This is a genomic window from Shewanella psychromarinicola (genome assembly GCF_003855155.1).
Classification (GTDB): domain Bacteria; phylum Pseudomonadota; class Gammaproteobacteria; order Enterobacterales; family Shewanellaceae; genus Shewanella; species Shewanella psychromarinicola.
In genome coordinates this window covers 2,651,930-2,677,356 of sequence record NZ_CP034073.1, presented here as the reverse complement: position 1 = coordinate 2,677,356, position 25,427 = coordinate 2,651,930, and the positions used below count along the sequence as shown (strand labels likewise).

Sequence of the window (25,427 nt, the reverse complement as noted above, 5' to 3'; positions counted from 1 at the left end):
TCGCTCTGATCACGGGGCTTCTGCAATCTAGCTTTTAACGACTAAGCTGCTTCTTTTTTCTCAGTTCCCACACCAAACTTTGATAGCTCAAAGACTTTCGTTTTAATCGATGTTTTCTGCTGAAATTTGGGGGTTACCCTGGCGACTATCCCAGTCGCCATTAAATCATTTTCGCCTGTGTTCTCGATAGACTTAGCTGCCGCTAAATCTCTGCACTGGACTAAACCGCAGCTTTCGCAGGCAAATTCTCGCACGATAAGGCCAAACTTGTGCGGGTGTTTGCATTGATAACAAATGCTTGTCGATTTCACAAACCGACCAATTTCATGGTAAATACCGCCATTCAATTCAACTTTGTATTTAGTCAGCGAAGTGATCATACCCATCACGTTATCGTTCACCATATGGCCGTTAAATTGCTGCATACCTTTCACGTTTAAATCCTCAAACACTATGATATCACTGGTCTTGGCTATCGAACATGATACTTCGTGAGCGAACGCTAGGCGTTGGCGTGAGATTTTTCCGTGAAGTGTATTTAAGCGGGATTTGGTTTTATGCCAGCGACTAGAGCCCTTTTCCCTTCGGCTCAACTGGACTTGAATTTGCTTTAGCTTTGTTGATGAACGTTTAAGAGCTTTTGGGTTTTTAGCGTACCAACCGTTCGAACCTACAACCGTATGCTGACTGTTAATGTCGTAGCCTACAATTGAATGCAAGACCCGCTTCGCGGTCTTGCATTCAACCTCTTGGGTGAGCGATACATTCCATTTACCATGTGATAGTTGGACAGTAACAGTCTTGATTTCACTGACTAATTTACGGTGTAAAACAATCGGTACTTTGCCAATTTTCGGAATGCTGACCGCACCATTTTCGATGCGGATACAGTTCGAGTTATTTACACACCTAAAACTGTCATTGTGCAGTTTTTTCTGTTTGAAGCTGACTTTAAACGTCGGGAATTTTTGCAACCGACTCTTAGAAAAAGAGTTTTTCAAAGCCGTATCCAGATCCCTTGCCACTTGCTGTGCAGCCGCAGAATCAAAGGATTTTAACCAAGAGAACTCTTCGAATACCTTTAACTCTTTAATTAATTTTGACATTTCTGGATAGAACAAAAACGTTTTGTCGTACCTATAACGACGCAGATTTTCTGACAACAACAAGTTCCACAACCCACGAGCATATGAGCCAAACTCAATGAGTTTGGCTTCCTGTTCTGCTGTCGGTTTGAGCCGAAAGTTATATCTGAGCGGTTTTTTCATATACTGTATAGACTACTGTATAGCTTGAGATTGTCAAGTGGAATACCAAACTAATTCACACTGTAAGTACATCATTGTGCTGCACTTAATACTGGTTGTTAAATATTGAAAGCAACTACTACATGGTGAAGTTGGCGAGTTTATGAAGAGAGCTGTTCTAGATATTTCGCAGAAGTCTGACTTTTCAGTTGAAGAGATCGAAATAGATAGGGATCACATACACATTCTTTTGAGGATTTCGCCAAGATATGCTGTTGGGCAGCATGTTAGAAGAATTAAGCAGCAAACCAACAGATTAATTTGGAGTAGATATCCGAACCTTAAAAAGCAATTTTGGTTGGAGAATACTTTTTGGTCTGATGGATATTTTGCTTGCTCAGTCGGCAATGCCTCCGCTGATACAATTCGAAAATATATTCAAGAGCAAGGTTAGTTTATCGATTCATCCCCGCGACTTTCGCTACGCTCGGATCACGGGGGGTTCTCGACAGATTAGATAAAAAAGGACTGAAATTCAGTCCTTTTTTGTGTCTATTGCACTAGTGTTTATTCATCTAGTGCTAATGGTTCTCGTCTCTAGCAGAAAATGTTGACGTCAACGCGTTAAGCTTCAACATCCACACTTGCGCCGCCTTGAGATACCATCACCATAGCAGGACGTAATAAACGATCATTTAATAAGTAACCTTTCTGCATTACCATCATGACAGTGTTAGCAGGATACTCAGCACTGGGCTGCATACCAATAGCTTGATGATGTTCAGGGTTAAATGCTTGACCTTGTGGATTAACCTGAGTCACACCAAACTTCTCAACTGAGGTTAAAAAGCCTTTCATGGTCAGATCGACACCTTCATAAATCGCTTTGGTCGCCTCATCTTCAGGATTAGTGCCCTGTAAGGCACGTTCCATATTATCGATGACAGGTAACAGTTCGTTAGCAAACTTTTCCAAGGCAAACTTACGTGCTTGCTCAACATCTTTTGCCGCGCGAGTACGAATATTCTGTGTTTCAGCTGCCGCGCGCACTTCAACATCTTTACGCTCAGCTAACGCAGTTTCAGACTCAGCCAATAGTTGCTCTAATTCTTCAATGCGAAAATTTGCTTGGGTTAATTCATCTATCAAACTTGCGTCATCAGCCACGACTTCAGGTGTTTCCACGTCTTCCACTTGATCTTGCGATGTGTTGTTCGATTCGTTGCTCATTTTCACTCCAGCTAAAAAATGCGTAATTTGGTATTCTACGACAATAAATAAAGTGTCCATTTACTGAGAAATTAACAGCAAAACTCACACTTATAATAAGTTTGAGTATATTATGGGGATCAATTCTTATGTTTCAAGGCCTAAAGGCATAACAAACGCGAATATGACTAAAATGTTCAAGACAATCGGACTCATCGGTAAACCACATCATCAAGGGACTAACCTAACCATAACTCGATTGCATCATTGGTTAAGTATGCAGGGCTTTAAGGTTATCGTTGAAGGACGAATATCTGCAGAGCTAGACCCTGATGTTTGTTCAATGGACCTACTTGAAATGGGTGAGCATTGTGATTTAGCCATCGTGGTTGGCGGTGATGGTAACATGCTAGGTGCTGCCCGGGTATTGGCTCGTTTCAATGTTGCAGTGATTGGCGTAAACCGCGGCAATTTAGGCTTTTTAACCGATTTACCTCCCGATAACTTCGAAGAAGCCTTATCTAAAGTATTGGGTGGAGAATTTGAAACTGAACATCGTTTTTTACTTGAGGCTGAAGTTCACCGCCACGGTAAAATAACCTCCAGCAATACCGCGGTGAATGAAGCAGTGCTTCACCCTGGTAAAATTGCTCATATGATCCAGTTTGAAGTTTATATCGATGAGCAATTTATGTATAGCCAGCGCGCTGATGGGATGATTGTCTCCACGCCAACAGGTTCTACGGCTTATTCTTTGTCAGCTGGCGGGTCAATTTTAACCCCTAATCTTCAGGCGCTTATTTTAGTGCCTATGTTTCCTCATACCTTATCTTGTCGACCCATTGTCGTCGATGCATGTAGCATCATTAAATTAGTGGTATCGCCTGATAATGGGGAAAATCTCGAAGTCAGTTGTGATGGCCATGTCCATTTAGCGGTATTACCTGGTGATGAAATCTTTATTCGCCGCTCGAACGAACGCCTAAGACTCATCCATCCCAAAGGACACAATTACTTCCATGTGTTACGTAACAAATTAGGTTGGGGAAGTAAACTTTTCTAACATTTGACTCCCGTCACAACACTTTCTCTTTTCTAGTGAGCTTCTTCACATTAACAACCACTAATTAATTATATTGTAAACCCAATCGATGACTCGTTTGGTTTTACCGTATATGAACTTTTGTGCCCTCAAAAGATGTGACCTTGAACACTCGCATGCAACCCTATACATGACAAGCCTCACAATTTCATCGGCCAACAAACTTTCTCGTATGTTAAATGATCTCGATCAACACATTTAACACTTAAATAACGTCTATTACGCCCTAGTTAGCGAAATGCTAACAAATAATAACAACTTATACCCACTTATAGGCAGAGGTATGCATGACAATATTACAGTTACTAGCAAGCTTAACGCCCATTATTAGCGTAATGGTCTTTTTAGTTCTAATGCGCTTGCCAGCGTCCAAAGCAATGCCCATATCTATGGTTGTTACGGGCCTTGCAGCATTGTTTATTTGGCAAATGGATACGCAACTTCTTGCGGCATCCGTGGTCGAAGGTCTTCTCGCAGCATTAACACCGCTTACCATCATTTTTGGCGCAGTGTTTTTGTTAAATACGCTTAAATATTCTGGTGCTATGGACACCATCCGCGCAGGTTTTACTAACATCAGCGCTGATTCCCGTGTTCAGGTAATCATTATTTGCTGGTTGTTTGGCTCGTTTATTGAAGGCTCAGCTGGCTTCGGTACTCCGGCAGCAATCGGTGCACCACTACTGGTATTATTAGGTGTACCACCTATTGGCGCAGCAGTTGTCGCGTTAATTGGTGACTCTACATCCGTATCGTTTGGGGCGATTGGTTTACCGGTATTGTTTGGTATGGATCAAGGTCTAACTGAGGGCGGCGTTAACATGGCTGCTGCTCAAATTGCTGAACATGGTGGTACCTTTGCAGGTTATGCACAGTATATCGCTCAACATATGATCACCATTGACTTAATTACCGGTTCATTAATTCCGTTAGTGATGGTTTGTGTATTGACCGGCTTCTTCGGTCGTAATAAATCCATCATGGAAGGCTTACAAGTTTGGAAATTTGCCTTATTTGCTGGTTTTGCCTTTACCATACCAGCATGGTTAATTAACTATGTTGCCGGTCCTGAGTTCCCTTCTGTTATTGGTGCACTTGTGGGTATGGCGTTAGTTATTCCTGTCGCTAGAAAAGGCTGGTTACTACCATCAAAACCTTGGTGTGACTTTAGCGAAAATGACAATAAATCAGATGAAGATACAGCACTTAACCAAACACCGGTAAAATTCACACAACTTGCCGCTTGGTCTCCATACATCATTATGGCTGCGTTGTTAGTCTTATCTCGTGTTATTGCTCCATTTAAGAGCTGGTTACTAAGCTTTAACATTAGTTGGACTGGTTTATTAGGTACAGAGCTTAAAGCAGGCTTTGCCACGCTATATGCTCCAGGTGCCTTCTTTATTATTGTATGCTTAATTAGTTTCGTATTATTCAAAATGAAACCTACCGCCATGAAGCAATCAATCACAGTGTCTTGCAAATCAATGCTACCGACTATTATTTCATTAGGTGCGTCTGTACCTATGGTGAAAATATTCTTAAATTCAGGTGAGAATGGCGCAGGTCTAGCGTCAATGCCGGTTGCATTAGCAGACTTACTTGCCAACAGCATGGGCTCAGTTTGGGCTTGGGTTTCACCTATTGTGGGTATCTTTGGTGCATTCTTGTCGGGTTCTGCTACGTTCTCAAACATGATGTTCTCAGGCCTGCAATATACTGTTGCCGATAATATCGGGATGAAACATGCAATGGCCCTAGCCTTACAAGGTATTGGTGCTAATGCGGGCAACATGATGTGTGTCATGAACGTCGTTGCTGCGGCAACTGTGGTGGGAATGGCAGGACGAGAGTCTGAAATTATTCGTAAAACAATGCCTATCGCACTAGGTTATGCCTTAGTGGCAGGCACTATTGCTTTTTTCTGGGGTGGATTTTAATTCACAATAAAGTTGCTTCTATTCTAACGATAGCAATACAACAACAACAGCAGCAGGCATGCAGTGCCTGCTATTCATTCGAGTGTTAAGAGAGCATGTTATGACTATTAATTATAAAGAAGTGATGGATACGTTAACGTCACAACTAGGCAAACACGCCGTATCTAATGATCCTGTGCGTCGTTTTGCTTGGTCAACTGATGCCAGTTACTTTCGTATCGTACCTGAAATTGTGGTACACGCAGATACTCCGGAACAAGTTAAAATAACCCTTAACATCGCCAGAATACATAATGTGCCAGTGACCTTTCGCGCTGCGGGTACGAGTTTATCGGGCCAGGCAATTGGTGAAGGCATTTTACTTATTTTGGGCCATGATGGTTTTAGAAACATTGATATCAGTGAAGATAGAACCTCAATAACCCTTGGGGCTGCGGTGTATGGTTCTGACGCGAATTTGGCGTTAAAACCCTTTAATAAAAAGATTGGTCCCGACCCGGCCACATTAGCCTCGGCGCAAATTGCAGGTATAGTGGCGAACAATGCCTCTGGCATGTGTTGTGGTACGGCGCAAAACAGTTATCAAACCATTAAGTCGGCTAAATTAATATTTGCCGATGGGACTGAACTCGATACGGGTTGCCCAGAGTCTAAAGCGGCGTTTAGCCAGTCACATGCTACGTTAATTACCGCATTAACTAGTCTAGCGCAATTAACTCAACAGAATCCAACCCTGTCTGCCCGCATCCGTAAAAAGTTCTCAATTAAGAACACCACGGGTTACAGTATTAATGCCCTCACAGACTTCAGTGATCCCTTTGAGCTGATTAATCACTTGATTGTCGGTTCAGAAGGCACGCTCGCTTTTGTTAATGAAGTGACTTATCACACGGTTGAAGAAGCCAAGTTTAAAGCTTCTGCCATGGCAGTATTCTTCAGCATGGATGATGCCGCAAGCGCAATACCACTGATTATAGGCGATAGCGTAGCTGCAGCAGAATTGCTCGACTGGGCATCAATTAAATCGGTTACCGGTAAAACGGGCATGCCTGAGTGGCTAAGTAGTTTACCAGAAGGCTCAGCTATTTTATTAATCGAGTCTCGTGCTAACGATCCAGAGACCTTAGTACAATACACTAAAGATGTGATTAAAAAAATCGCCCACATTGACACCGAACGTCCCACTGAATTCACCAATGATGCAGCTGTTTATGGCAAATATTGGGCAATGCGTTCTGGTTTGTTCCCAATTATTGGCGGCGCAAGACCTAAGGGCACATCGGTCATTATTGAAGATGTTGCATTCGAAGTAAAACACTTAGCCAGTGCTGCGGCAGACTTAACTGCACTATTCCATAAACACAATTACCCAGAAGGGGTGATTTATGGCCATGCATTAGCCGGTAACTTCCACTTTATGATCACGCCGACATTTGCCTCACAAAACGATATCAATCGTTTCCAAGACTTCATGCAAGATGTCGCTGAAATGGTGGTCAATAAGTACGATGGTTCGATGAAAGCCGAACATGGTACAGGCCGGGCCGTAGCTCCCTTTGTTGAAATGGAATGGGGCAGCGACGCTTACACCTTAATGAAGCAAATCAAGCAGATTTTCGACCCAAGTAAATTGTTAAACCCTGGGGTTCTTCTCAATGATGACAAGCTAGTACACGTTAAAAATATTAAGCCTTGTCCAGTCGTTGATGACTTTGTTGATAAATGTATTGAGTGTGGTTTTTGTGAAAAGACCTGTCCGACAACAGCCCTGAACTTCTCGCCTCGTCAGCGTATTGCTGTTCTGCGTGAAATTGAACGTTTAGAGCAATCGGGTGATAAAAAAGCCGCCGCAGAAATGCGTGCCAGTGCCAAATATGATGTGGTTGATACCTGTGCAGCCTGTCAGCTATGTACTATAGCCTGCCCAGTTGACAACAGCATGGGTAATTTGGTGCGTAAACTGCGCACACCTTACATCACCACCACAGAACAAAAAGTGCTCGACTTCCAAGCCAATCATTTTGGTGCGGTAAACCAAGTGATCAGCACAGGTTTTGATATTTTAGGCATTCTGCATAAAGTGACGGGGGATAGCATCACCGGCTCATTAATGAAAGCAGGTCGTTTAATTACTAAAGAAGTGCCTTATTGGAATCCAGACTTCCCTAAAGGTGGCAAAGTGGCTAAGCCATCCAAGCATATACCGGGACAGCCAAGCGTGCTGTACTTCCCTGCTTGTGGCGGCAGAACATTTGGCCCAACCCCGAAAGATCCTGATAACCGCACGCTACCTGAAGTGGTTATCACCTTGCTCGAACGTGCAGGTTACAATGTGATCGTCCCAGACAATACCCGTCATTTATGTTGCGGTCAGATGTGGGAATCAAAAGGTGATTTCAAAAATGCCGATGCTAAGCGCGATGAACTCATTGAAGCACTGAGTAAACAGTCTGACAATGGCAAAGTTCCTGTGATCCTTGATGGAACGTCTTGTACCTATCGCACATTAACCGGTAATCCTAAAGTACAAATTACCGATTTAGTCGAGTTTATGCACGACAAGATGTTACCTAACATGACTATCACGAAGAAAACTAGCAACATCACCTTACATCAAGGTTGTAGTGCTCGTAAGATGAAGCTAGAGCCGCATCAGCAAGCTATTGCTGACGCCTGTGCTCAAAATGTGCAATTACCTGCAGGTATTACCTGTTGTGGTTATGCTGGCGAAAAAGGCTTGTACAAGCCAGAAATTAACGCCAGCGCATTGCGCAACATTAAAAAGCTTATTCCTGCGGAAATTAAAGAAGGTTACTACTCCAACCGTATGTGTGAAGTCGGCTTAACCCAACACAGTGGTATTTCTTACCGCCATTTAGCCTATTTACTAGAAGAATGTACTCGTTAAACTAACGGACCATCACAGTAAATAGCATAAACAATAAGGGCATTGATATCATATCAATGCCCTTATTTTATTGAATACTGCCAACGATTTATTGAATACGGATAACTAAACGCTTACCTGCAACTAAAATCATTACAAAAACGAAGTTATAGCAAAAACTAAACCAATAAACACCCCAGCAATTGTTGTTGCAAAAGCTTATCATCGAGTGGCATATCACTAATAATTTCAACCCGTGTATCTAGCGCATCATCAAGTTCATCGAGCTTTAACTGATTATCCACCATATTCACGCTCAACACCCCATCGCGGGTAATAACAATGGCTTTTAACCTCAGCACCTTATCCAATTTAACCGTGTCTACCCACGCCATAAATCGTTCAAACTGGAAACAATGCGCCGCAGAGAATATCCAACCACTGCTGTAACAGCCCTCGCCTTGATTAGTTTTATGAATAAACCCGGCCGGTGAAAACTCAGGGGTATCGATATCACTCAGCGGTGGTGCGCTAGAAAGCCATGTCTGGGTAAGCGATTTTTGACGCAGTAGTCGTTGAGAAGTATTAAGCGGTTGATATTTTGTCGGCGTATTTAAGCGCAATAATATCTGCTGGATCAGCTCAACATCGGTAAAGTGATTATCGACCGTAATAAGCGGTGTGTGTTGCAAGTGTAATTGGCTGAGGAACTGCTGTAATTGCAGATGATCAGTTTCGGTATAATCTTGTGCTTTATTGGCCAGCAACACATCAGCCATTGTTAATTGTTGAGTAAACGTATCATGCTGTTGATAGCGCGGATCACTGACCTTTCGGGCATCAACTAGGCACACACTAGTCTGTAGTGTAATAACATGCTGATAATATTCAGATGTTAACAGCTTTGCAATTTCGGCAGGATGACCAAGCCCAGTAGGTTCTATCAACAATCTGTCTGGTTTAGTATGCTGAATAAGCTGATTTATCGCGACTTGTGTTGGCAAGCCAGACACACAACATAGGCAACCACCTGGCACTTCCTTTATGACGACACCCGCCTTCTTTGTTTGTGTCATCCCCGACTCAGTAGCAAGATTATCACCACCAGCCACAGTCGCATTTAACAACCCGCCATCTATGCCTATTTCGCCAAATTCATTAACCAGCACAGCCCACACTTCACCTTTAGGCTTATGAGCTAATAGCTGGCCAATGAGCGTGGTTTTACCCACACCCAAAAAGCCGGTAATAATATTAGTATTAATCGGCTTGGTGATCATTTTTTCGCTTTAGCATATTTGCCCTTTCGAGTAGGCTTAGCATCGGCTTGCGACGGTTTGCCTCGTTTGTACTTAAGCACTTTTTTGGGCTTTTCTGGCGCTACATCTCGATACCTTGCAGGTAATGGCGCCCCTTCTTCATACCCTGTTGGCACCAAAGTCGGTAATGATTGCTCAATGAGTTGCTCAATTGCGGCAAGTAATTCTAGCTCTTGTGGGCTCACCAGCGAAATCGCTTCACCGCCAAGTCCAGCACGGCCTGTACGCCCAACGCGGTGAACATAATCTTCGCACTCTTCAGGTAATTCAAAGTTAATGACCCTTGGTAGCGCTTGGATATCAAGCCCTCGAGCGGCCAAATCAGTGGCAATCAACACCCGTAACTGCCCCGCTTTAAATTCTTCTAACGCACGGTTGCGTGCTCCTTGGCTTTTATCACCATGAAATACCGATGACTTAATACCGTCTAGGCTTAATTCACGGTGTAAATGATCTGCCGTTTCTTTACGGCTGGTAAACACCATCACTTGCTGCCAATTATGTTTGCCAATTAATTCTGATAATAACTCAGCTTTACGGCGGGTATCCACTTTATACACTTGCTGAGCAACATTGGCGGCTGTAGTTTGGGTTTCAACATGCACATATTCAGGATCGTTTAGCATTTTAGCTGCAAGCATTTTAACTAGTTCAGAATAGGTCGCAGAAAACATCATTGTTTGATGTTGTCTGGCAATTAAACGCTTCACTTTTTCAATATCTTTAACAAAACCAAGGTCAAGCATCCGGTCAGCTTCATCAATCACTAGATGGGTCACTGATGATAAATCCAGTTCATGTTGGCCAATAATATCGAACAATCGTCCTGGTGTTGCCACCAACACATCCACGCCTTGCTCTAATGCCTTACGCTGGGGATTGATACTCGCGCCGCCATAAACGGCTAAGCTGGTCAGGTTGATAAACTGGCTGTATTTAACTAAATTATGTTCAATCTGAATCGCTAACTCACGTGTCGGCGTCATGATTAATGCACGTAAACGGTGCGATGGCGATAAGTCCAAATGATCTTGTGCCATTAAATGGCTTAACAAAGGTAACGCAAAAGCAGCTGTTTTTCCGGTACCGGTTTCGGCACTGGCCAACACATCTCGGCCATCTAGCGCTAGTGGGATCACCGCTTGTTGGACAGGAGTAGCAGTTTGATACCCAGATTGGTTAACCGCATCTAGTAATAATGGCGGTAACCCTAGCGACGTAAATGACATAACAGACTCAATAAAACAAATAAAAATAGGCCACTATTATATACTAATCTAAACACCATTAACTATTACATTAGTGATGGCACTAGTATGACATTAGCCATAACATCACAGCAGTCACGCAGATTTTGAACTAATAACCGCACTAACGGGATATCAGCTGACTAACTGGCAATGAGGCCACTTTTTACCACCAGATACTTTTGCTCAAAATCGTGTCGACATAATGCATTCGAAAATAAATATCCTTGGGCATAATCGCAATCTGCCAACACCAATAAACGTCGTTGTTGTTCAGTTTCAACGCCTTTGGCAATCACTTTCATCCCGAGTTTATGGGCCATCACGATAATCGCTTCGCACAAACACAGATCATTACTTTCTGCAGTCACATTACGCACAAAACGTTGATCAATTTTAAGGTAATCAATCTTGATTTTTTTTAAATAGGAAAGCGATGAATAACCCGTTCCGAAATCGTCGAGCGACATTTGCATACCCGCATCACTGCAAGCTAATAACCTAGCCTCGACATTTGGCTCAGTTTCAAGTAATAGACTTTCAGGAATTTCGATACAAATATTATTGGTAGACATTGCGAGTGTCGACATGTGTTTAAGCCAATCTTTAACCCCGGTCGACCCGTCTCTAAACTGAACAGGCGACAGATTAATACTGATCTGAATATCACAATTAAATTGTGTCTTCCATTGAGCCGCTAACTCACTGACTTGATAAAATACCCAATTACCAATATCGATTATCATGCCGGTGTCTTCGGCAATAGAGATAAAATCTGCAGGCAAAATTAACCCCATGGTCGGGTGCTTCCAACGTAATAATGCTTCAGCCTTGATGACCTGCTGACTGCTTAAATCCACAATAGGCTGATAATACAACTCAAATTGCTGTTGGGTAATCGCAACCTTGAGATCTTGGATCAGCATCATCCGCTTTTGTGCATTATCTTGCATTGTGGAGGTAAAATAATTAAATCGATTACGGCCATGCGTTTTGGCCGAATACATCGCTTGATCGGCATTTTTTAACAATGCTTCTGTGGTCTTTGCATCGTCAGGAAATAAGGTGATACCAATACTGCCACTAATGTAAGCGGTTTGATCACCCAAGAAATAAGGCTCTGCAAGTCGGTTAAGTATTTGCTGTGCAACACGGTCCACACCATGAGTATCCTCAAGGGCCGTCAACACAATGGTAAATTCATCACCACCAAGGCGGGCGACGATATCGGTCTCTCGTACGCATTTTTTTAGACGATCTGCTGTTTCAAGTAACAACACATCACCCATGTCATGGCCCAAGGTGTCGTTAATCTCTTTAAAGAAATCCAAATCTAAAAACATCAATGCAAAATGATTATGCTGCCGATCAGAACTCAACACCTGTTGATTTAAAAATGTTAATAACATCCTACGATTAGGCAAACCGGTGAGTGCATCATAATTGGCTTGGCGCCATATCAACTCCTCAGTTTGCTTTTTCTCGGTAATATCAAAAAATAACGCCACGTATCGCGCAGCCTGTGATTTTGTTCGGACGATCGAATTAATGGTTAGTGAATTACCCCGCGACTTCGCTTCGCTCTGATCACGGGGCTTCTGCAATCTAGCTTTTAACGGCTAAGCTGCTTCTTTTTTCTCAGTTCCCACACCAAACTTTGACGACTCAAAGACTTTCGTTTTAGTAGATGATTTCTTCTGAGATTTGGGGGTTACCCTGGCGACTATCCCAGCCGCTATTAAATCATTTTCGCCTGTGCTTTCGATAGATTTAGCTGCTGCTAAATCTCTACACTGGACTAAGTCGCAGTTTTCGCAGGCAAATTCTCGCACGTTAAGGCCAAACTTGTGCGTGTGTTTGCATTCATAACAAATGCCTGATGATTTCACATAACGACCTATTTCATGGTAAATACCGCTATTCAATTCAACTTTGTATTTAGTCAGCGAAGTGATCATACCCATCACGTTATCGTTCACCATATGGCCGTTAAATTGCTGTATACCTTTCACGTTTAAATCCTCAAACACTATGATATCACTGGTCTTGGCTATCGAACATGATACTTCGTGAGCGAACGCTAGGCGTTGGCGTGAGATTTTTCCGTGAAGTGTATTTAAGCGTGATTTGGTTTTATGCCAGCGATTTGAGCCCTTTTTCCTTCGGCTCAACTGGACTTGAATTTGCTTTAGCTTTGTTGATGAACGTTTAAAAGCTTTTGGGTTTTTAACGTACCAACCGTTCGAACCTACAACCGTATGCTGACTGTTAATGTCGTAGCCTACAATTGAATGCAAGACCCGCTTCGCGGTCTTGCATTCAACCTCTTGAGTCAGCGAAACTTCCCATTTACCATGTGATAGTTGGACAGTAACAGTCTTGATTTCACTGACTAATTTACGGTGTAAAACAATCGGTACTTTGCCAATTTTCGGAATGCTGACCGCACCATTTTCGATGCGGATACAGTTCGAGTTATTTACACACCTAAAACTGTCGTTGTGCAGTTTTTTCTGTTTAAAACTGACCTTAAATGTCGGAAATTGTTGAGTACGACCTTTCGTGAATGAGTTTTTCAACCCTGCTTCAAGATCACGAGCGACTTGCTGTGCAGCCGCAGAATCGAAGGCTTTAAGCCATGAAAACTCTTCGAATTTTTTCAAGTCTTTAATCAGCCCAGCCATTTCATGGTAAAACACAAACGTTTTATCGTACTGATATCGAAGCATATTTTCAGATAGCAACAAGTTCCATACGCTACGGGCATATGAGCCAAACTCAATAAATTTGGCTTCCTGCTCTGGCGTTGGTTTTATCCTAAAATTATATCTGAGCGTCTTTTTCATATACTGTATAGACTACTGTGTGAATAGGGTTTGTCAAATGGAATATCAAACTAATTCTCATTACAAGCACTACATTTAATCCTCGTCGTTAAATATCGGAAGAAACTACTGCAAGGAGATGTTGGCTAATGTGCAAAAAGGGCTGTTCTAGATATTTCGCAGAAGTCTGACTTTTCAGTTGAAGAGATCGAAATAGATAGGGATCACATCCATATTCTTATGAGGATTTCACCGAGATATGCTGTTGGGCAGCATGTTAGAAGAATTAAGCAGCAAACCAACAGATTAATTTGGAGTTGATATCCGAACCTTAAAAAGCAATTTTGGTTGGAGAACAATTTTTTGGTCTGATGGATATTTTGCTTGCTCAACCAGCAGCGCTTCCGTTGATACGATCCGTCAATATATTCAAGAGCAAGGATAGTTTATCGATTCATCCCCGCGACTTCGCTTCGCTCTGATCACGGGATTTTCTATACAGATTAGATAAAAATAGCCATTGAAGCAATATTGCATGCACAACAAAACCAAAAAGATAAAACTCAAGATAGCCAATTCGATCTAATTTATGCAGCCGAAATCGACGCCAAATCAAGCCTAATATCGCGCTGCTGATCAACATCAATATACCAATCCATACCGCTACACCACCTAAGTGATAACGATATAGCGCCATAATTAGGGTTGCGATGACGGTAGGAATAGCACCAAAGAATAATCCACTTAAACAGAGCACGACCCAGCGGGCATCAAACAACATATCAGGTTGACGAACCAGCGGGTCCATCATGATAATGACACCAATAACACCGATAAGTGCACCCACAAAAAATGTCCATAGGACAGGGATCGCCTTACGTTGATCCGTAGGTGAGAGTGAGTAAACATAAACTAACGCGAGCAATAGCGCGGCATTTTCTAAAATTAACAAAAAAACATTTAGATTAAACATCTATACATTTCCCTGATTCATCCTTAACAAGTAAAAATCGCATCCTAGCGGTCGCTGTGCTTTTTGCTTTTATAGAATCAGCCACGAAGCGTCCTAGCAGCAAAGCGTCCTGCTTGAATAGCATCCAAAACCACGCCAATACAAGAGTTAATTACCTACCAATATACCTCCTAAATCAAAACAACATCAAGCAAGATCACAGTTCCTTTAAAAGTGTCGTATTTGTAATAGAATTGGCCATTTGTTGTTATTCATTGAATGCTAACTGGCTCCACGTCACATAATCGCTATCGGAATATAGGTACGTTTACCACAGAGAAAATTCAATTTCACATAGAGGACAATCAACATGGCGACTAAATTCTTTATTCCAAGCGTCAACATTCTTGGTCAAGGCAGCGTAGATGAAGCAATTAAAGACATTAATGCATTTGGCTTTACTAAAGCATTAATTGTCACCGACAAACCATTGGTAAAAATAGGTCTAGTTAAAAAAGTTGCCGATAAACTCAATGCCAACGGCATTGAAGTGGTTATTTTTGATGGCGTACAACCTAACCCAACAACAGGTAATGTTGCAGCAGGTCTTGATCTATTAGAAAGTAATCAGTGTGATGTAATTATTTCATTGGGTGGCGGTTCACCGCATGATTGCGCCAAAGGGATCGCACTCGTCGCCACCAACGGCGGCAATATTAAAGATTATGAAGGTGTGGATGTATCAACTAAAGCACAAATGCCGTTAGTCGCGATTAACACCACCGCGGGCACAGCAAGTGAAATGACCCGTTTTTGTATTATTACCGATGAAGCAAGGCACATTAAAATGGCCATTGTCGATAAAAATACCACGCCTATCCTTTCCGTAAACGATCCTGAACTCATGCTTGAAAAGCCTGCATCACTCACCGCTGCGACAGGAATGGATGCACTGACTCATGCAATTGAAGCCTATGTCTCTATTGCCGCAAATCCCATCACCGATGCTTGCGCAATCAAAGCAATCGAGCTTATCCAAGCCAATTTAATTAATGCCGTTCACCAGGGAGATGACATCCAAGCAAGAGAAAACATGGCTTATGCGCAATTTCTCGCGGGTATGGCTTTTAATAACGCGAGTCTTGGCTATGTACACGCAATGGCGCATCAACTTGGTGGTTTCTATGATTTACCACACGGTGTATGTAATGCATTATTGCTTCCCCACGTACAAAGCTATAATGCCCAAGTGGTGCCAGCACGCCTAGCTGACGTAGCTAAGGCAATGGGTGTCGACACAACGGCAATGTCAGACGAGCAAGGCGCTAAAGCGGCAATAGACGCGATTAAGCAACTAGCTAAAGTCGTTAACATTCCAGAAAATTTAACCCAATTAGGCGTAAAAGCAGAAGATATTCCAACCTTAGCAGACAACGCACTCAAGGATGCTTGTGGTTTTACCAACCCTAAACAGGCAACACACGCAGAAATCTGCCAAATTTTCACTAACGCGTTATGATATCTTTGATAAAAAAGCCTAAAGCCCGTATTTAATTGCGGTTTTTTTTTGCCTAGCGTTTAATGTAAAAAACCAACAATGACAACAGCTTATTTTTAATTTAGTAAAAAGTGATGCTTAGATCTAAGTTCTTGAAATAAGGATTGACCAATATAAAAAATAAGGTCTATGATGAAAACACTTAGATAGCGAATAGGTAGGTAAGCAATGACAGCAATTACTCATATATATAATTACACCGTTCGATGCCCGCATTATAAAGAAAACGAACAACCTGCAACATGGCTCAACCATATCGAAGTAAACCAATCTTGTGAAATTGCACTAGACCGTATCACTAAATGGCACAATATCTCCGGCACTAAATCATTCGAACTAAAAGATTTTGTTGTTAGAAAAGCCGATAATGAAGAAGCTTATTTTGCTATGCAAAGTAGCCGCCTTAAGCACGATGGTCATGCCCTTGTCACCTTTAAAATCATTTTAGACGACTGCTGCCAAAATGCCTCTCCTAATGAAATTATGGAGCATTTAATCGATGATTATCAACAACGTATATCAAAAATCGAATAATATAGCGAGTGTATTTCCCGTTAACATTAAGGAGCTATTATAGCTCCTTATTTTTATGCTTTTTTGCTGGTTCAACTTAACAGTCCCAGTCACCATTCTCTCTCGCCTATCATAGCAACAGTCAACGCAATTAAGCGGCATTAGCACGCGCACCATGCGGAATGGGTAAGCCCTTTTCATTCACGTTAACAAACACTATCTTATCGATAAAGGCAATCGGCGCATGATTCACTTTATTACGTATTTTACAACGAACCGTCACAGAACTTTGCCCTAGGCTCACCAACTCAAATCCAAACTCAATGATGTCACCGGTTTGTGCCGACGCCATAAAGTTAATTTCAGATATCACTTTGGTAATGGGAAATTTACTGCGCATTTGGCAACTGGCAAAAATAGTGGCTTCTTCGTTTAACCAGCTTAATAGTTGACCACAACATAAACTCTGACCACTATTGAGATGAACAGGCATAACGATATGACGTGAGAAATATTTCATGGTGACCTCATTATCTGACTCATTAATTTTGCGGCGGTAGGTATATACCTCTAAATTATTAGCAATGATCAAGCCAAGTATATTAGCCTTTAATAATCATGTAGATAAAATAAATATCCAATAAAAACACCACTAGAACGCCCAAAACAAATGCACCTTTGCACCAAAAAAGTAAAGGCCACACTCAGTGCGGCCTTTGATAAATTGATTTACTTTCGATGATTAACCAATAACCTGCTTAACCGTATTCACAAAAAAACTGATGTCGTTGGCGGTAATATCTTTATGAGTCACTAAACGTAATTGACGACTAGGGCTAATAATAATGCCTTTGTCTGCCAATGTAGCCGCAAACACTTTAGGGTCAATATGTTCTGCTAATGTGGCGAATACCATATTGGTCTGCACTGAGCTAACATCGACAGTAAATTCAGTCATTTCGGCCAATAATAAAGCCAAAGTGTTAGCATTGTGGTGGTCGTCGGCCAAGCGGTCGACCTGCTCAGTTATCGCTAACTTAGCTGCCGCAGCGATAATACCTGCTTGGCGCATTCCACCACCGAGCATTTTACGCCAACGTGTAGCTTTACCAATTAGCCGCTCATCGCCTAACAGAATCGAACCTATCGGCGCGCACAGGCCTTTTGATAAACAAATTGATACTGAATCAAAGTATTGGGTAATATCGGCAATGGCAATGCCCTGTGCAACCGCAGCATTAGCAACCCGAGCACCGTCTAAATGGATTTTAAGACCACGATTAAACGCAAGGCTTTGTGCTTGGGCTAAATAATCTTGGCTTAATACCTTACCGCCAATCGTATTTTCTAAACTCAATAACCGAGTTCGAGCAAAATGCACATCATCAGGCTTAATCGCAGCTTCAATATCACTCAGTAAAATGCTGCCATTGGCTTGGTTGTTCAATGGTTGAGGTTGAATACTGCCTAATACTGCCGCCCCGCCACCTTCAAACTTATAGTTATGGGCTTGTTGGCCACAAAGGTACTCATCTCCGCGATCACAATGGGACATTAACGCCAGTAAATTAGCTTGGGTGCCAGAACTCACAAACAAGGCCCCATCAAAACCAAACATCTCTGCAGCCATATCTTGTAAGCTATTGACGGTAGGGTCATCACCATAAACATCATCACCGACCTCTGCTCTAGACATGGCTAAACGCATTGCTTCTGTCGGTTGGGTAACCGTATCACTTCGAAAATCAATCATGCTGCATCTTTATCCTCATTACTCAATATTCGCTGAAACGACGCCACTACTTCGCCGCTGATGATATTTCGGTTAATGCCGCTAAAGCAGCATCATAGTTAGGATGATCACTGACTTCATTCACTAACTCTTGATACTTCAGCATTCCTTGGGCATCAATGATAAAAATAGAGCGCGCTAACAAACCACGATCTTTGATCAACAAACCGTACTTTTCACCAAAGTCACGCCATACTGAATCTGATAAGACTTTAATTTTATCTATATTTTCGGTTTGGCAAAAACGCTTTTGCGCAAACGGTAAATCCTCGCTAATGGTCAACATCACCACTTCAGCATCAAATTTAGTAAACGCTTTATTAAACCGCTTCGTCTGCAACGCACACACCCCAGTATCTAAACTCGGTACTGCGCTAATCAGCACCGTCTTGCCTTTAAAGTCACTTAAACTAACTGGATTAAACTTTTCATCTACCACAGTAAATGATGGCGCGGCCATGTTGATGCTCGGCATTTTACCTTCTAAAGCAACGGGATTCCCCCCCATGGTAATCATGGTTTTTTCGCCTGCAAAACTGTGTGTACTTATAACAGATGAGGATAATAATGTAATCGCTGCAAAGGTTGAAAATAGCTTCATGGAAAACTCCTTGTATAAAAAAACCAGCATTTGCTGGTTTCTTAAAATATTAACTTGCCTGCAATATTATTTTGCTGGAACTTCTTTCACATGTAAATCCATTTGTGGGAATGGAATTTCAATGTCTGCTGCATCTAAGGCATTCTTGATTTGCTCAAGTAATAGAAAACGTGCAGTCCAATAGTCTGGTGTGTTAACCCACGGACGCACGACAAAGTTAATTGAACTATCAGCCAGCTCAGCGAGACCGATAAAGTAACCAGGATCTTTTAATACAAACTGATTGTTATCTAGAATATCCGCTATTACTTTCTTGGTGTTCGCGATATTAGCAGTATAAGATACGCCTATCGTTAAATCGATACGACGCTTTTCTAGAGCAGAATAGTTGGTGATAGTGCTGTTCATGATGGCTGAGTTAGGTGCAATAATCATTTTGTTGTCAGCGGTACGTAAACGGGTTGAAAAAATAGTAATCTCATCAACAGTACCCGCAGTACCAGCCGCTTCGATATAGTCACCCACGCGACATGGACGGAAAAGCACCATTAACACGCCTGACGCAAAGTTAGAAAGCGAACCTTGTAATGCTAAACCAACCGCTAAACCTGCAGCACCGATAACCGCAACCAATGACGCCGTTTGCACCCCAACTTGGCCAAGTGTAGCGACAATAGTAAATACAAATACCAAGGTCCACGCTAAGTTGGCCACAAATGAAACCACTGTAGTGTCGACTTTGCGATTGTTAAGTAATTTTGTGGTTAACCGTTTTGCGACACCGGAAAAATATTTACCGATAAGAAAAATAACAATGGCAGCGAGAGCCTTAAGACCATAGGTCATAAGAAATTCTGGTGCTTGTTGAATTAAACTGTCCAAACCTGCTAGGTCTTCCATTTTCAGTTCCTTTAAAATAGTAAAATCACTCTGCCAAAATAATAAACTCTACCCGCCGATTACGCTGACGACCTTCTATCGTGGCGTTATCGGCTACCGGCTTGTAGTTACTCCGCCCAATAATCTCAATCGACGTGGGTTGAAATTGGTACTCATTGACCAGCAAGTCTTTAATCGTAGCAGCACGTTTTAAAGACAAGGCCTCGTTAACCGCATCACTGCCAACATTATCAGTATGACCATCTAAACGAATGAGCACTTCTGGGTGTTGCTCAATGTATTGCTGTACCCTAACCAATGTTGGTCGCTGAGTTAACAACACCGCTGATTTGTCGAAATCAAAATACACAGGTTGGAGTATAGACCCAAAACAATCTACTGCTACAGAAACGTCTCGCTGTTGACGACATTGCTCAGCAATAAGTGCCGCATTATTGGTTATTGTTGCGCCTAATTCTGCTTCATCAAACTCACCATCATCTTCGGCATCTTCATCAACAATCAAAAACTCACTATCAATACAACCATTTGCCATAACAACACTGTTAGTTGGAGTATCATTACAAGCATCTTTTTTATCTGGTACACCGTCAAAATCGGTATCAACCCAAGCTTGGGCTGTGTAGATAAAACATCCCATTAAGATCAATGTCACCGTTCGAATGATAGCCATAAACACCTCTTCGACACGACATCGAAATCTGTTAATAATTCATATTTTAACTCTTTATTGCATAAATTAAAAGACAACACTTTATAATCAATACCTTGCGAAAAATGGCTTCAGTAGAGTGTTATTAAAGCATGATATTGATATTGGCTCGATGCCAATAAATCTTATTAAACCCGAACTTACCAGTCAACAAAAACAAAACAAATCATTAACGCGCCTCTAGGTTACTTGATTGCTTTGACACAATTTATAACAAGCTTAACCTCTCTGTTCCCCGCATTAACATTGACTTTATCGCCTTGGAAAGGGTATACAAGGTTAGCTTTTTGATGTTTGGTTAGCATTTGACATCAAACAGACATTATTTATTATAAAAAATAGACAATAAAGTTGCTCAGTATTGCATCATCTTGTTTAAATGCCCGTTATTTCGGGCTTTAACTGATTTAGCAATCATAGACAACTCTCACAACAATTATTTCTGTGACGATATTTCCTCACAGGCAATCGCAAGCTTAAGGTGGAAGACTTAATGAGTGACGCAAAACCTCAAGGTACACTGTTTGGACACCCTAAAGGGTTGTTCTTACTCTTTACAACAGAACTATGGGAACGTTTTAGTTACTACGCTATGCGCGCCATTTTGGTGCTTTATCTTGTTGATAGAGTACAAACTGATGGTGGTCATGGCCTCGGCTGGTCACAAGCTGATGCTATTTCGCTATACGGAACATTCACCGGCTTAGTATTTCTTACGCCGCTTATCGGTGGCTGGTTAGCGGATGCCTATTTAGGTCAACGAAAAGCCATTTACATTGGTGGTTTTTTAATGGCTGCAGGCCAATTCATTCTGGGTACACCTCATGCGTGGGTGCCAGGAATGGATATTGAAATGTTTTATCTAGGTTTAGGAGTACTTATTTTAGGTAACGGCCTATTTAAGCCAAACATTTCAACTATGGTGGGTGATCTATACGCTCCAGGCGATCATCGCCGCGATGGTGCATTCACCATCTTCTATATGGGCATCAACGTAGGTGCATTCTTGTCGGGTATTATTGTCGGGTTTGTAGTAGCCGCTTACGATGGTAACTTCCAAGCAGGCTTTATCTGCGCCGGTATCGGTATGATTTTAGCACTGATAATCCAATACCTTTTCGCCCAAAAACTCTTGGGTGACATTGGCACGGTTCCCGCAGCTAAAGCTGAAAAACTCAAGAATGAAGCTAAAGGTGAAGTCCGCAAAGAGCCGTTAACAAAAATTGAACGTGACCGCATTAAAGTTATTATGGTGATGGGCTTATTTACCATCATATTTTGGGCTGGCTTCGAACAAGCTGGCGGCTTAATGAACCTATTCACTAACGATTTCACTGATCGTATGATTGGCTCTTGGGAAGTACCGACCACTTGGTTCCAATCACTTAATGCGATGTTCATTGTTATTTTTGCTCCAGTGATAGCCGCTATTTGGATCCGTCTTGGTAAAAATGAACCTAACTCTCCAGTTAAATTTGCTTTAGGTTTGGTTTTACTCGGCGTCGGTTTCTTATTCATGATTGGCGCGGTGTTAGAAATGGGCGGCGATGCTTCAGCTAAATCAAGCATGTGGTGGTTAGTAGGGGCTTACTTCTTCCATACCATGGGTGAATTATGCTTATCACCCATTGGTTTGTCTATGGTGACTAAACTTGCTCCACTGCGTATCGCATCATTAATGATGGGTACTTGGTTCCTCTTTATTGCAGCGGCAAATAAACTTGGTGGTGTTATTGGTTCATTAATCGGCCATGGCGGCGAAGTGGAAGACCAGCTAGCAAACGCGATGGCAATTTTTGCTGGGATCGGTATTACAGCGGTAATATCTGCAGTCATTTTATATTTCATGTCAAACAAACTTGTTGATTGGATGCATGGTGCAGAAACAAAAAATGAAACTGAAGAACAAGCTTTAGAAGAAGAAATTGGCGTCACGGCTGACCACGAAGCCATTAGACGTTAATCCGTTTTGATGTAACAGCTATTCCCACTAAAAATCCCCTCCAAGTTCACTTGTGAGGGGATTTTTTATTGATAAACTAGGGCGCTGCTAGAGGCTATAAAATCTTAGCAAGAGCCTAGAGCGCTACGCTGCTAGGACGCTACGCGGCTAGAGGCTATAAAAGCTAAAAGCCTAGAGCGCTGCTAGGATGCTATAAAATCTTAGCAGCGAAGCAACACTAGCAGTGACAAGCGATATCAAGCGATGACGAGCGATCACAAGCGATGACGAGCGATGACGAGCGATCACAAGCCAAGAGCTTAGCCGCGAGACCGCTTTATCCGTGAGCGCAGCGTTCGCTTGTTATCGCTCTTGCCCGCTTGATTAGCAGCGAAGCTGTTCTTAGCAGTGACGAAGTGGCTTGGGTATATCCCACATTACTTACAAGCCAACTGAATAAAGCCACCCGCCTTGATATCTGATTGATAAACTAGGCCCGTATAATGGTCCTCAAGTAGTTTTTGTTTATGCTCATAATAATTGGTACCGATACAAATTTGTTCATCCCGTAATAAGGTACGAATTTGCATACTCGGCTTACTCCAATGCGCACTACCAAGAGGTGCGGATTCGGGCAATGCCAAAGGCATTAGGTTATTACCATTGCGTAAATAACACCTTAGCCCTTTACCTGATTGTCCTATTGATAATAAATAGCGAGTCAAATCGATGCACACATAAATAATATCCGTACTAATATGCAACCCAGATTTCACCATACGATCATTAAGATAAGACAGCATACTATTGGGCTCGATTAAGGTATTACTTAACCCATTTCTAAACAGCTTAAGTTTTTGATTAATAAAGCTGCGCAATAATACACAGCCAAAAGCAGCACTATTATCTTCAGGAAAAAAATGCGCCATATACATCACTAAGTGATGATCGCCCACCATAGTCGAATCGATAAAGTAAGCACTAACATCATTATTTTTAAACAGACTGTAATTAATATCCGCTTTAGGATAATAAATATGCGACGCAGGAAATAATTGCTGCTGAACACTTTTGGCAGCATGAGAATTTTGCTCAAGGAGGTATAAATTATCAGTGAGCTCTTGGTAAGATAAATCATTCATTTCTTGTAAATGCGATTGCCCTGATGCATTCATCGGCGTAGCGGCTGAATGCATCGCTTGAACGATTGCTTGTTCAATAATGAATAAGTCAGCAATAGGCTTAATCAGATAGTCACTGGCACCGAGGCGCAATGCATCTACAACATCAGACATCACATCATTACCAGAAATAACAATAGCGGGTATAGCAGGATTAATAACTTGCATTTGCTTAAGCATAGACAAACCATCAAGGCCTGGCATGCTTAAGTCAGCAATAACAATATCAAAGATAGCATGGGAAAAAAGGGTTATGCCTTCATTTCCATCACATGCTTGTTGAACCCGAGCACCTTGCTGCTGTAAAAAATCAGCAACGACATGGCGAAATATCGGGTCATCTTCAACAAAGAGGATCTCGACATCAGTTAGTGCCATACAACAACCTCACAGACATACAACACCCCCGCAGACATAACTGTCGAGGAGCCTGTATGCCTCGACTATTCAAGCTCATCTAAATACTCATCAAGTAACTCATCATCTGCTTGAGATGATGGAACATCACCATCAAAAACTTTGTAATCCATATGCTGTAAATAGGCATTTTTTACAAAAGCATAAGGATCAAGAGCATTGTCTAATAATCTTTCTTGATCAATGGCTTTAGAGCGGGCATCCAAACCTTTTAAGCCCCATTTTAGTACTGACTGCCACATCGTTAATTCCGATAAAGGAAAGTATAGACCATCCACCCAATCAGAGGCGATTTCTCTTGTCACGATTGGGCCATAAAATGGTGCCATAAAATAAGGACCATTTGGCGTACCATAATAACCTAACACTTCGTTGAAATCGTCTTGTTTGCGATGCATCCCCATCATGTCAGCAACATCCACTAAACCCAGTAAGCCTATGGTGGTATTAACCGTAAAACGCCCGCCAGCATTAGCTGCCCACTTCCACTTACCTTGGAGGGTATTATTCACTAGAGAGCTAGGCTCTTCTAAGTTATAAACAAAATTATTGACCCCTGTTCTTACTGGGTTTGGAACATAATTTTTATAACTATGAGCGACTGGGCGGATAATATATCTGTCTAAAAGCAGATAGTTAAAATCCCACATTGTGCGGTTAATCCCTTCAAATGGATCGAGAGGATCATTATATTTGAACTCAACCGCAGCGAGTGTTGATGTGTCAACTTGAGGTGCTTCGGCTTCGGCATACACTGGCATGCTAACAGCAACGATCACCTGAAGTAATATCCATTTATACTTCATATAACTCTCTTTAAAATAACAAAAGGTCTCACTCAACAAACTGCCATTTCTATCTTTTTATTAAAGCAATTTTTGTTCAAGTCGATATAATTTAGCAAGCAAATGTTAGGCTGATATCTTACAATATTTAACAGTCAGTCCTTGCTTATACGTGTCTGTTGCCAGCAATCGTTCATTATCATGGTAATTAAACCATATGAGTTGCCCCAATAATGGTAACAGGGGGCTAAGGATAGTGCGCCTTTTGACAATATCAATCAAAAAATTGTAAATGAAG

At 41.9% G+C, this 25,427-nt stretch carries 21 protein-coding genes and 2 pseudogenes; 9 read left to right on the top strand and 14 right to left on the bottom strand.

The features are described 5' to 3' along the window. Positions 1-41: 41 nt before the first annotated feature. Positions 42-1,268, bottom strand: coding sequence for an RNA-guided endonuclease InsQ/TnpB family protein (locus EGC80_RS11740; RefSeq protein ID WP_124693479.1), 1,227 nt, complete (start codon positions 1,266-1,268; stop codon positions 42-44). A gap of 121 nt (positions 1,269-1,389) precedes the next feature. Between EGC80_RS11740 and tnpA the strand changes: the two are divergent. Continuing rightward, positions 1,390-1,701: pseudogene (gene tnpA / locus EGC80_RS11735) on the top strand (IS200/IS605 family transposase); the annotation flags it as partial. Positions 1,702-1,871: 170 nt separating this feature from the next. Here the strand turns inward: tnpA and grpE are convergent. Then, positions 1,872-2,477, bottom strand: coding sequence for a nucleotide exchange factor GrpE (gene grpE, locus EGC80_RS11730; RefSeq protein ID WP_124013956.1), 606 nt, complete (start codon positions 2,475-2,477; stop codon positions 1,872-1,874). A 163-nt stretch (positions 2,478-2,640) separates the two neighbouring features. Here grpE and nadK point away from each other — a divergent pair, with 163 nt between their 5' ends. The 3 genes from nadK (at position 2,641) to EGC80_RS11715 (ending at position 8,406) form a co-directional block, all read left to right on the top strand. Next, positions 2,641-3,519 (top strand): NAD(+) kinase, encoded by an 879-nt coding sequence (gene nadK, locus EGC80_RS11725; RefSeq protein WP_124013957.1) that lies wholly within the window; start codon positions 2,641-2,643, stop codon positions 3,517-3,519. Positions 3,520-3,845: 326 nt separating this feature from the next. After that, positions 3,846-5,498 (top strand): L-lactate permease, encoded by a 1,653-nt coding sequence (locus EGC80_RS11720; protein ID WP_124013958.1) that lies wholly within the window; start codon positions 3,846-3,848, stop codon positions 5,496-5,498. Between the two features lie 100 nt (positions 5,499-5,598). Then, on the top strand, positions 5,599-8,406 hold the full coding sequence (locus tag EGC80_RS11715; protein ID WP_124013959.1) for an FAD-binding and (Fe-S)-binding domain-containing protein: 2,808 nt from the start codon (positions 5,599-5,601) through the stop codon (positions 8,404-8,406). A 158-nt stretch (positions 8,407-8,564) separates the two neighbouring features. On the opposite strand, the gene EGC80_RS11710 is transcribed toward EGC80_RS11715, so the two are convergent. The 4 genes and pseudogenes from EGC80_RS11710 to EGC80_RS11695 form a co-directional block, all read right to left on the bottom strand. Continuing rightward, the gene (locus tag EGC80_RS11710; protein WP_124013960.1) at positions 8,565-9,665 is read right to left on the bottom strand and encodes a CobW family GTP-binding protein; all 1,101 of its coding nucleotides are present in this window, start codon (positions 9,663-9,665) and stop codon (positions 8,565-8,567) included. Then, the gene (locus EGC80_RS11705; protein WP_124013961.1) at positions 9,662-10,933 is read right to left on the bottom strand and encodes a DEAD/DEAH box helicase; all 1,272 of its coding nucleotides are present in this window, start codon (positions 10,931-10,933) and stop codon (positions 9,662-9,664) included. Before EGC80_RS11705 ends, EGC80_RS11710 begins: the two co-directional genes overlap by 4 nt. Before the next feature lie 161 nt (positions 10,934-11,094). Continuing rightward, a pseudogene (locus tag EGC80_RS11700) lies at positions 11,095-12,507 on the bottom strand (putative bifunctional diguanylate cyclase/phosphodiesterase); the annotation flags it as partial. Between the two features lie 63 nt (positions 12,508-12,570). After that, the gene (locus EGC80_RS11695; RefSeq protein ID WP_124693478.1) at positions 12,571-13,797 is read right to left on the bottom strand and encodes an RNA-guided endonuclease InsQ/TnpB family protein; all 1,227 of its coding nucleotides are present in this window, start codon (positions 13,795-13,797) and stop codon (positions 12,571-12,573) included. A gap of 153 nt (positions 13,798-13,950) precedes the next feature. Here EGC80_RS11695 and EGC80_RS23010 point away from each other — a divergent pair, with 153 nt between their 5' ends. Together EGC80_RS23010 and EGC80_RS23005 are read left to right on the top strand one after the other, a co-directional pair. Next, positions 13,951-14,097: a transposase gene (locus EGC80_RS23010; protein ID WP_206191879.1), complete on the top strand. Its 147-nt coding sequence runs from the start codon at positions 13,951-13,953 to the stop codon at positions 14,095-14,097. A gap of 1 nt (position 14,098) precedes the next feature. After that, complete coding sequence (locus EGC80_RS23005) at positions 14,099-14,221, top strand: transposase (RefSeq protein WP_206191880.1); 123 nt, start codon at positions 14,099-14,101, stop codon at positions 14,219-14,221. 9 nt (positions 14,222-14,230) lie between these two features. On the opposite strand, the gene EGC80_RS11685 is transcribed toward EGC80_RS23005, so the two are convergent. Next, positions 14,231-14,749: a LytS/YhcK type 5TM receptor domain-containing protein gene (locus EGC80_RS11685; RefSeq protein WP_124013962.1), complete on the bottom strand. Its 519-nt coding sequence runs from the start codon at positions 14,747-14,749 to the stop codon at positions 14,231-14,233. 349 nt (positions 14,750-15,098) lie between these two features. On the opposite strand from EGC80_RS11685, the gene yiaY reads away from it, so the two are divergent. Beyond that, positions 15,099-16,247, top strand: a complete 1,149-nt coding sequence (gene yiaY / locus EGC80_RS11680) for an L-threonine dehydrogenase (protein ID WP_124013963.1) — start codon at positions 15,099-15,101, stop codon at positions 16,245-16,247. A gap of 207 nt (positions 16,248-16,454) precedes the next feature. Then, a complete protein-coding gene (locus EGC80_RS11675; RefSeq protein WP_124013964.1) occupies positions 16,455-16,820 on the top strand; it encodes a cytoplasmic protein in 366 nt (121 codons plus the stop codon). A gap of 130 nt (positions 16,821-16,950) precedes the next feature. Here the strand turns inward: EGC80_RS11675 and EGC80_RS11670 are convergent, their stop codons facing one another. The 5 genes from EGC80_RS11670 to EGC80_RS11650 all read right to left on the bottom strand — a co-directional run bounded on the left by EGC80_RS11670 (position 16,951) and on the right by EGC80_RS11650 (position 20,765). Further along, complete coding sequence (locus tag EGC80_RS11670; RefSeq protein WP_124013965.1) at positions 16,951-17,319, bottom strand: acyl-CoA thioesterase; 369 nt, start codon at positions 17,317-17,319, stop codon at positions 16,951-16,953. Between the two features lie 222 nt (positions 17,320-17,541). Further along, complete coding sequence (gene ltaE / locus EGC80_RS11665; protein WP_124013966.1) at positions 17,542-18,552, bottom strand: low-specificity L-threonine aldolase; 1,011 nt, start codon at positions 18,550-18,552, stop codon at positions 17,542-17,544. Between the two features lie 46 nt (positions 18,553-18,598). After that, positions 18,599-19,192: a thiol peroxidase gene (gene tpx, locus EGC80_RS11660; protein WP_124013967.1), complete on the bottom strand. Its 594-nt coding sequence runs from the start codon at positions 19,190-19,192 to the stop codon at positions 18,599-18,601. Positions 19,193-19,258: 66 nt separating this feature from the next. Beyond that, entirely contained in the window at positions 19,259-20,092 is an 834-nt protein-coding gene (locus EGC80_RS11655) for a mechanosensitive ion channel family protein (RefSeq protein WP_124013968.1), read from the bottom strand. 25 nt (positions 20,093-20,117) lie between these two features. Further along, complete coding sequence (locus tag EGC80_RS11650) at positions 20,118-20,765, bottom strand: OmpA family protein (protein ID WP_124013969.1); 648 nt, start codon at positions 20,763-20,765, stop codon at positions 20,118-20,120. 532 nt (positions 20,766-21,297) lie between these two features. Here EGC80_RS11650 and EGC80_RS11645 point away from each other — a divergent pair. Beyond that, the gene (locus EGC80_RS11645) at positions 21,298-22,767 is read left to right on the top strand and encodes a peptide MFS transporter (protein WP_124013970.1); all 1,470 of its coding nucleotides are present in this window, start codon (positions 21,298-21,300) and stop codon (positions 22,765-22,767) included. A 416-nt stretch (positions 22,768-23,183) separates the two neighbouring features. On the opposite strand, the gene EGC80_RS11640 is transcribed toward EGC80_RS11645, so the two are convergent. Together EGC80_RS11640 and EGC80_RS11635 are read right to left on the bottom strand one after the other, a co-directional pair. Then, positions 23,184-24,305 carry a response regulator gene (locus tag EGC80_RS11640; protein ID WP_124013971.1) on the bottom strand — a complete coding sequence of 374 codons (1,122 nt, stop codon included), beginning with the start codon at positions 24,303-24,305 and terminating at the stop codon, positions 23,184-23,186. A gap of 65 nt (positions 24,306-24,370) precedes the next feature. Then, positions 24,371-25,150: an MlaA family lipoprotein gene (locus tag EGC80_RS11635; RefSeq protein WP_124013972.1), complete on the bottom strand. Its 780-nt coding sequence runs from the start codon at positions 25,148-25,150 to the stop codon at positions 24,371-24,373. Positions 25,151-25,427 lie beyond the last annotated feature (277 nt).

What these genes read in the sequence shown, in the direction of transcription:
- EGC80_RS11670 (WP_124013965.1), bottom strand. Translation starts at nt 17,319, where the DNA reads ATGAAATATTTCTCACGTCATATCGTTATGCCTGTTCATCTCAATAGT.
- EGC80_RS11685 (WP_124013962.1), bottom strand. Translation starts at nt 14,749, where the DNA reads ATGTTTAATCTAAATGTTTTTTTGTTAATTTTAGAAAATGCCGCGCTA.
- grpE (WP_124013956.1), bottom strand. Translation starts at nt 2,477, where the DNA reads ATGAGCAACGAATCGAACAACACATCGCAAGATCAAGTGGAAGACGTG.
- EGC80_RS11655 (WP_124013968.1), bottom strand. Translation starts at nt 20,092, where the DNA reads ATGGAAGACCTAGCAGGTTTGGACAGTTTAATTCAACAAGCACCAGAA.
- EGC80_RS11650 (WP_124013969.1), bottom strand. Translation starts at nt 20,765, where the DNA reads ATGGCTATCATTCGAACGGTGACATTGATCTTAATGGGATGTTTTATC.
- EGC80_RS11635 (WP_124013972.1), bottom strand. Translation starts at nt 25,150, where the DNA reads ATGAAGTATAAATGGATATTACTTCAGGTGATCGTTGCTGTTAGCATG.
- ltaE (WP_124013966.1), bottom strand. Translation starts at nt 18,552, where the DNA reads ATGATTGATTTTCGAAGTGATACGGTTACCCAACCGACAGAAGCAATG.
- EGC80_RS11645 (WP_124013970.1), top strand. Translation starts at nt 21,298, where the DNA reads ATGAGTGACGCAAAACCTCAAGGTACACTGTTTGGACACCCTAAAGGG.
- EGC80_RS11710 (WP_124013960.1), bottom strand. Translation starts at nt 9,665, where the DNA reads ATGATCACCAAGCCGATTAATACTAATATTATTACCGGCTTTTTGGGT.
- nadK (WP_124013957.1), top strand. Translation starts at nt 2,641, where the DNA reads ATGACTAAAATGTTCAAGACAATCGGACTCATCGGTAAACCACATCAT.
- EGC80_RS11740 (WP_124693479.1), bottom strand. Translation starts at nt 1,268, where the DNA reads ATGAAAAAACCGCTCAGATATAACTTTCGGCTCAAACCGACAGCAGAA.
- EGC80_RS11705 (WP_124013961.1), bottom strand. Translation starts at nt 10,933, where the DNA reads ATGTCATTTACGTCGCTAGGGTTACCGCCATTATTACTAGATGCGGTT.
- EGC80_RS11715 (WP_124013959.1), top strand. Translation starts at nt 5,599, where the DNA reads ATGACTATTAATTATAAAGAAGTGATGGATACGTTAACGTCACAACTA.
- tpx (WP_124013967.1), bottom strand. Translation starts at nt 19,192, where the DNA reads ATGAAGCTATTTTCAACCTTTGCAGCGATTACATTATTATCCTCATCT.
- EGC80_RS11720 (WP_124013958.1), top strand. Translation starts at nt 3,846, where the DNA reads ATGACAATATTACAGTTACTAGCAAGCTTAACGCCCATTATTAGCGTA.
- yiaY (WP_124013963.1), top strand. Translation starts at nt 15,099, where the DNA reads ATGGCGACTAAATTCTTTATTCCAAGCGTCAACATTCTTGGTCAAGGC.
- EGC80_RS11640 (WP_124013971.1), bottom strand. Translation starts at nt 24,305, where the DNA reads ATGGCACTAACTGATGTCGAGATCCTCTTTGTTGAAGATGACCCGATA.
- EGC80_RS11695 (WP_124693478.1), bottom strand. Translation starts at nt 13,797, where the DNA reads ATGAAAAAGACGCTCAGATATAATTTTAGGATAAAACCAACGCCAGAG.
- EGC80_RS11675 (WP_124013964.1), top strand. Translation starts at nt 16,455, where the DNA reads ATGACAGCAATTACTCATATATATAATTACACCGTTCGATGCCCGCAT.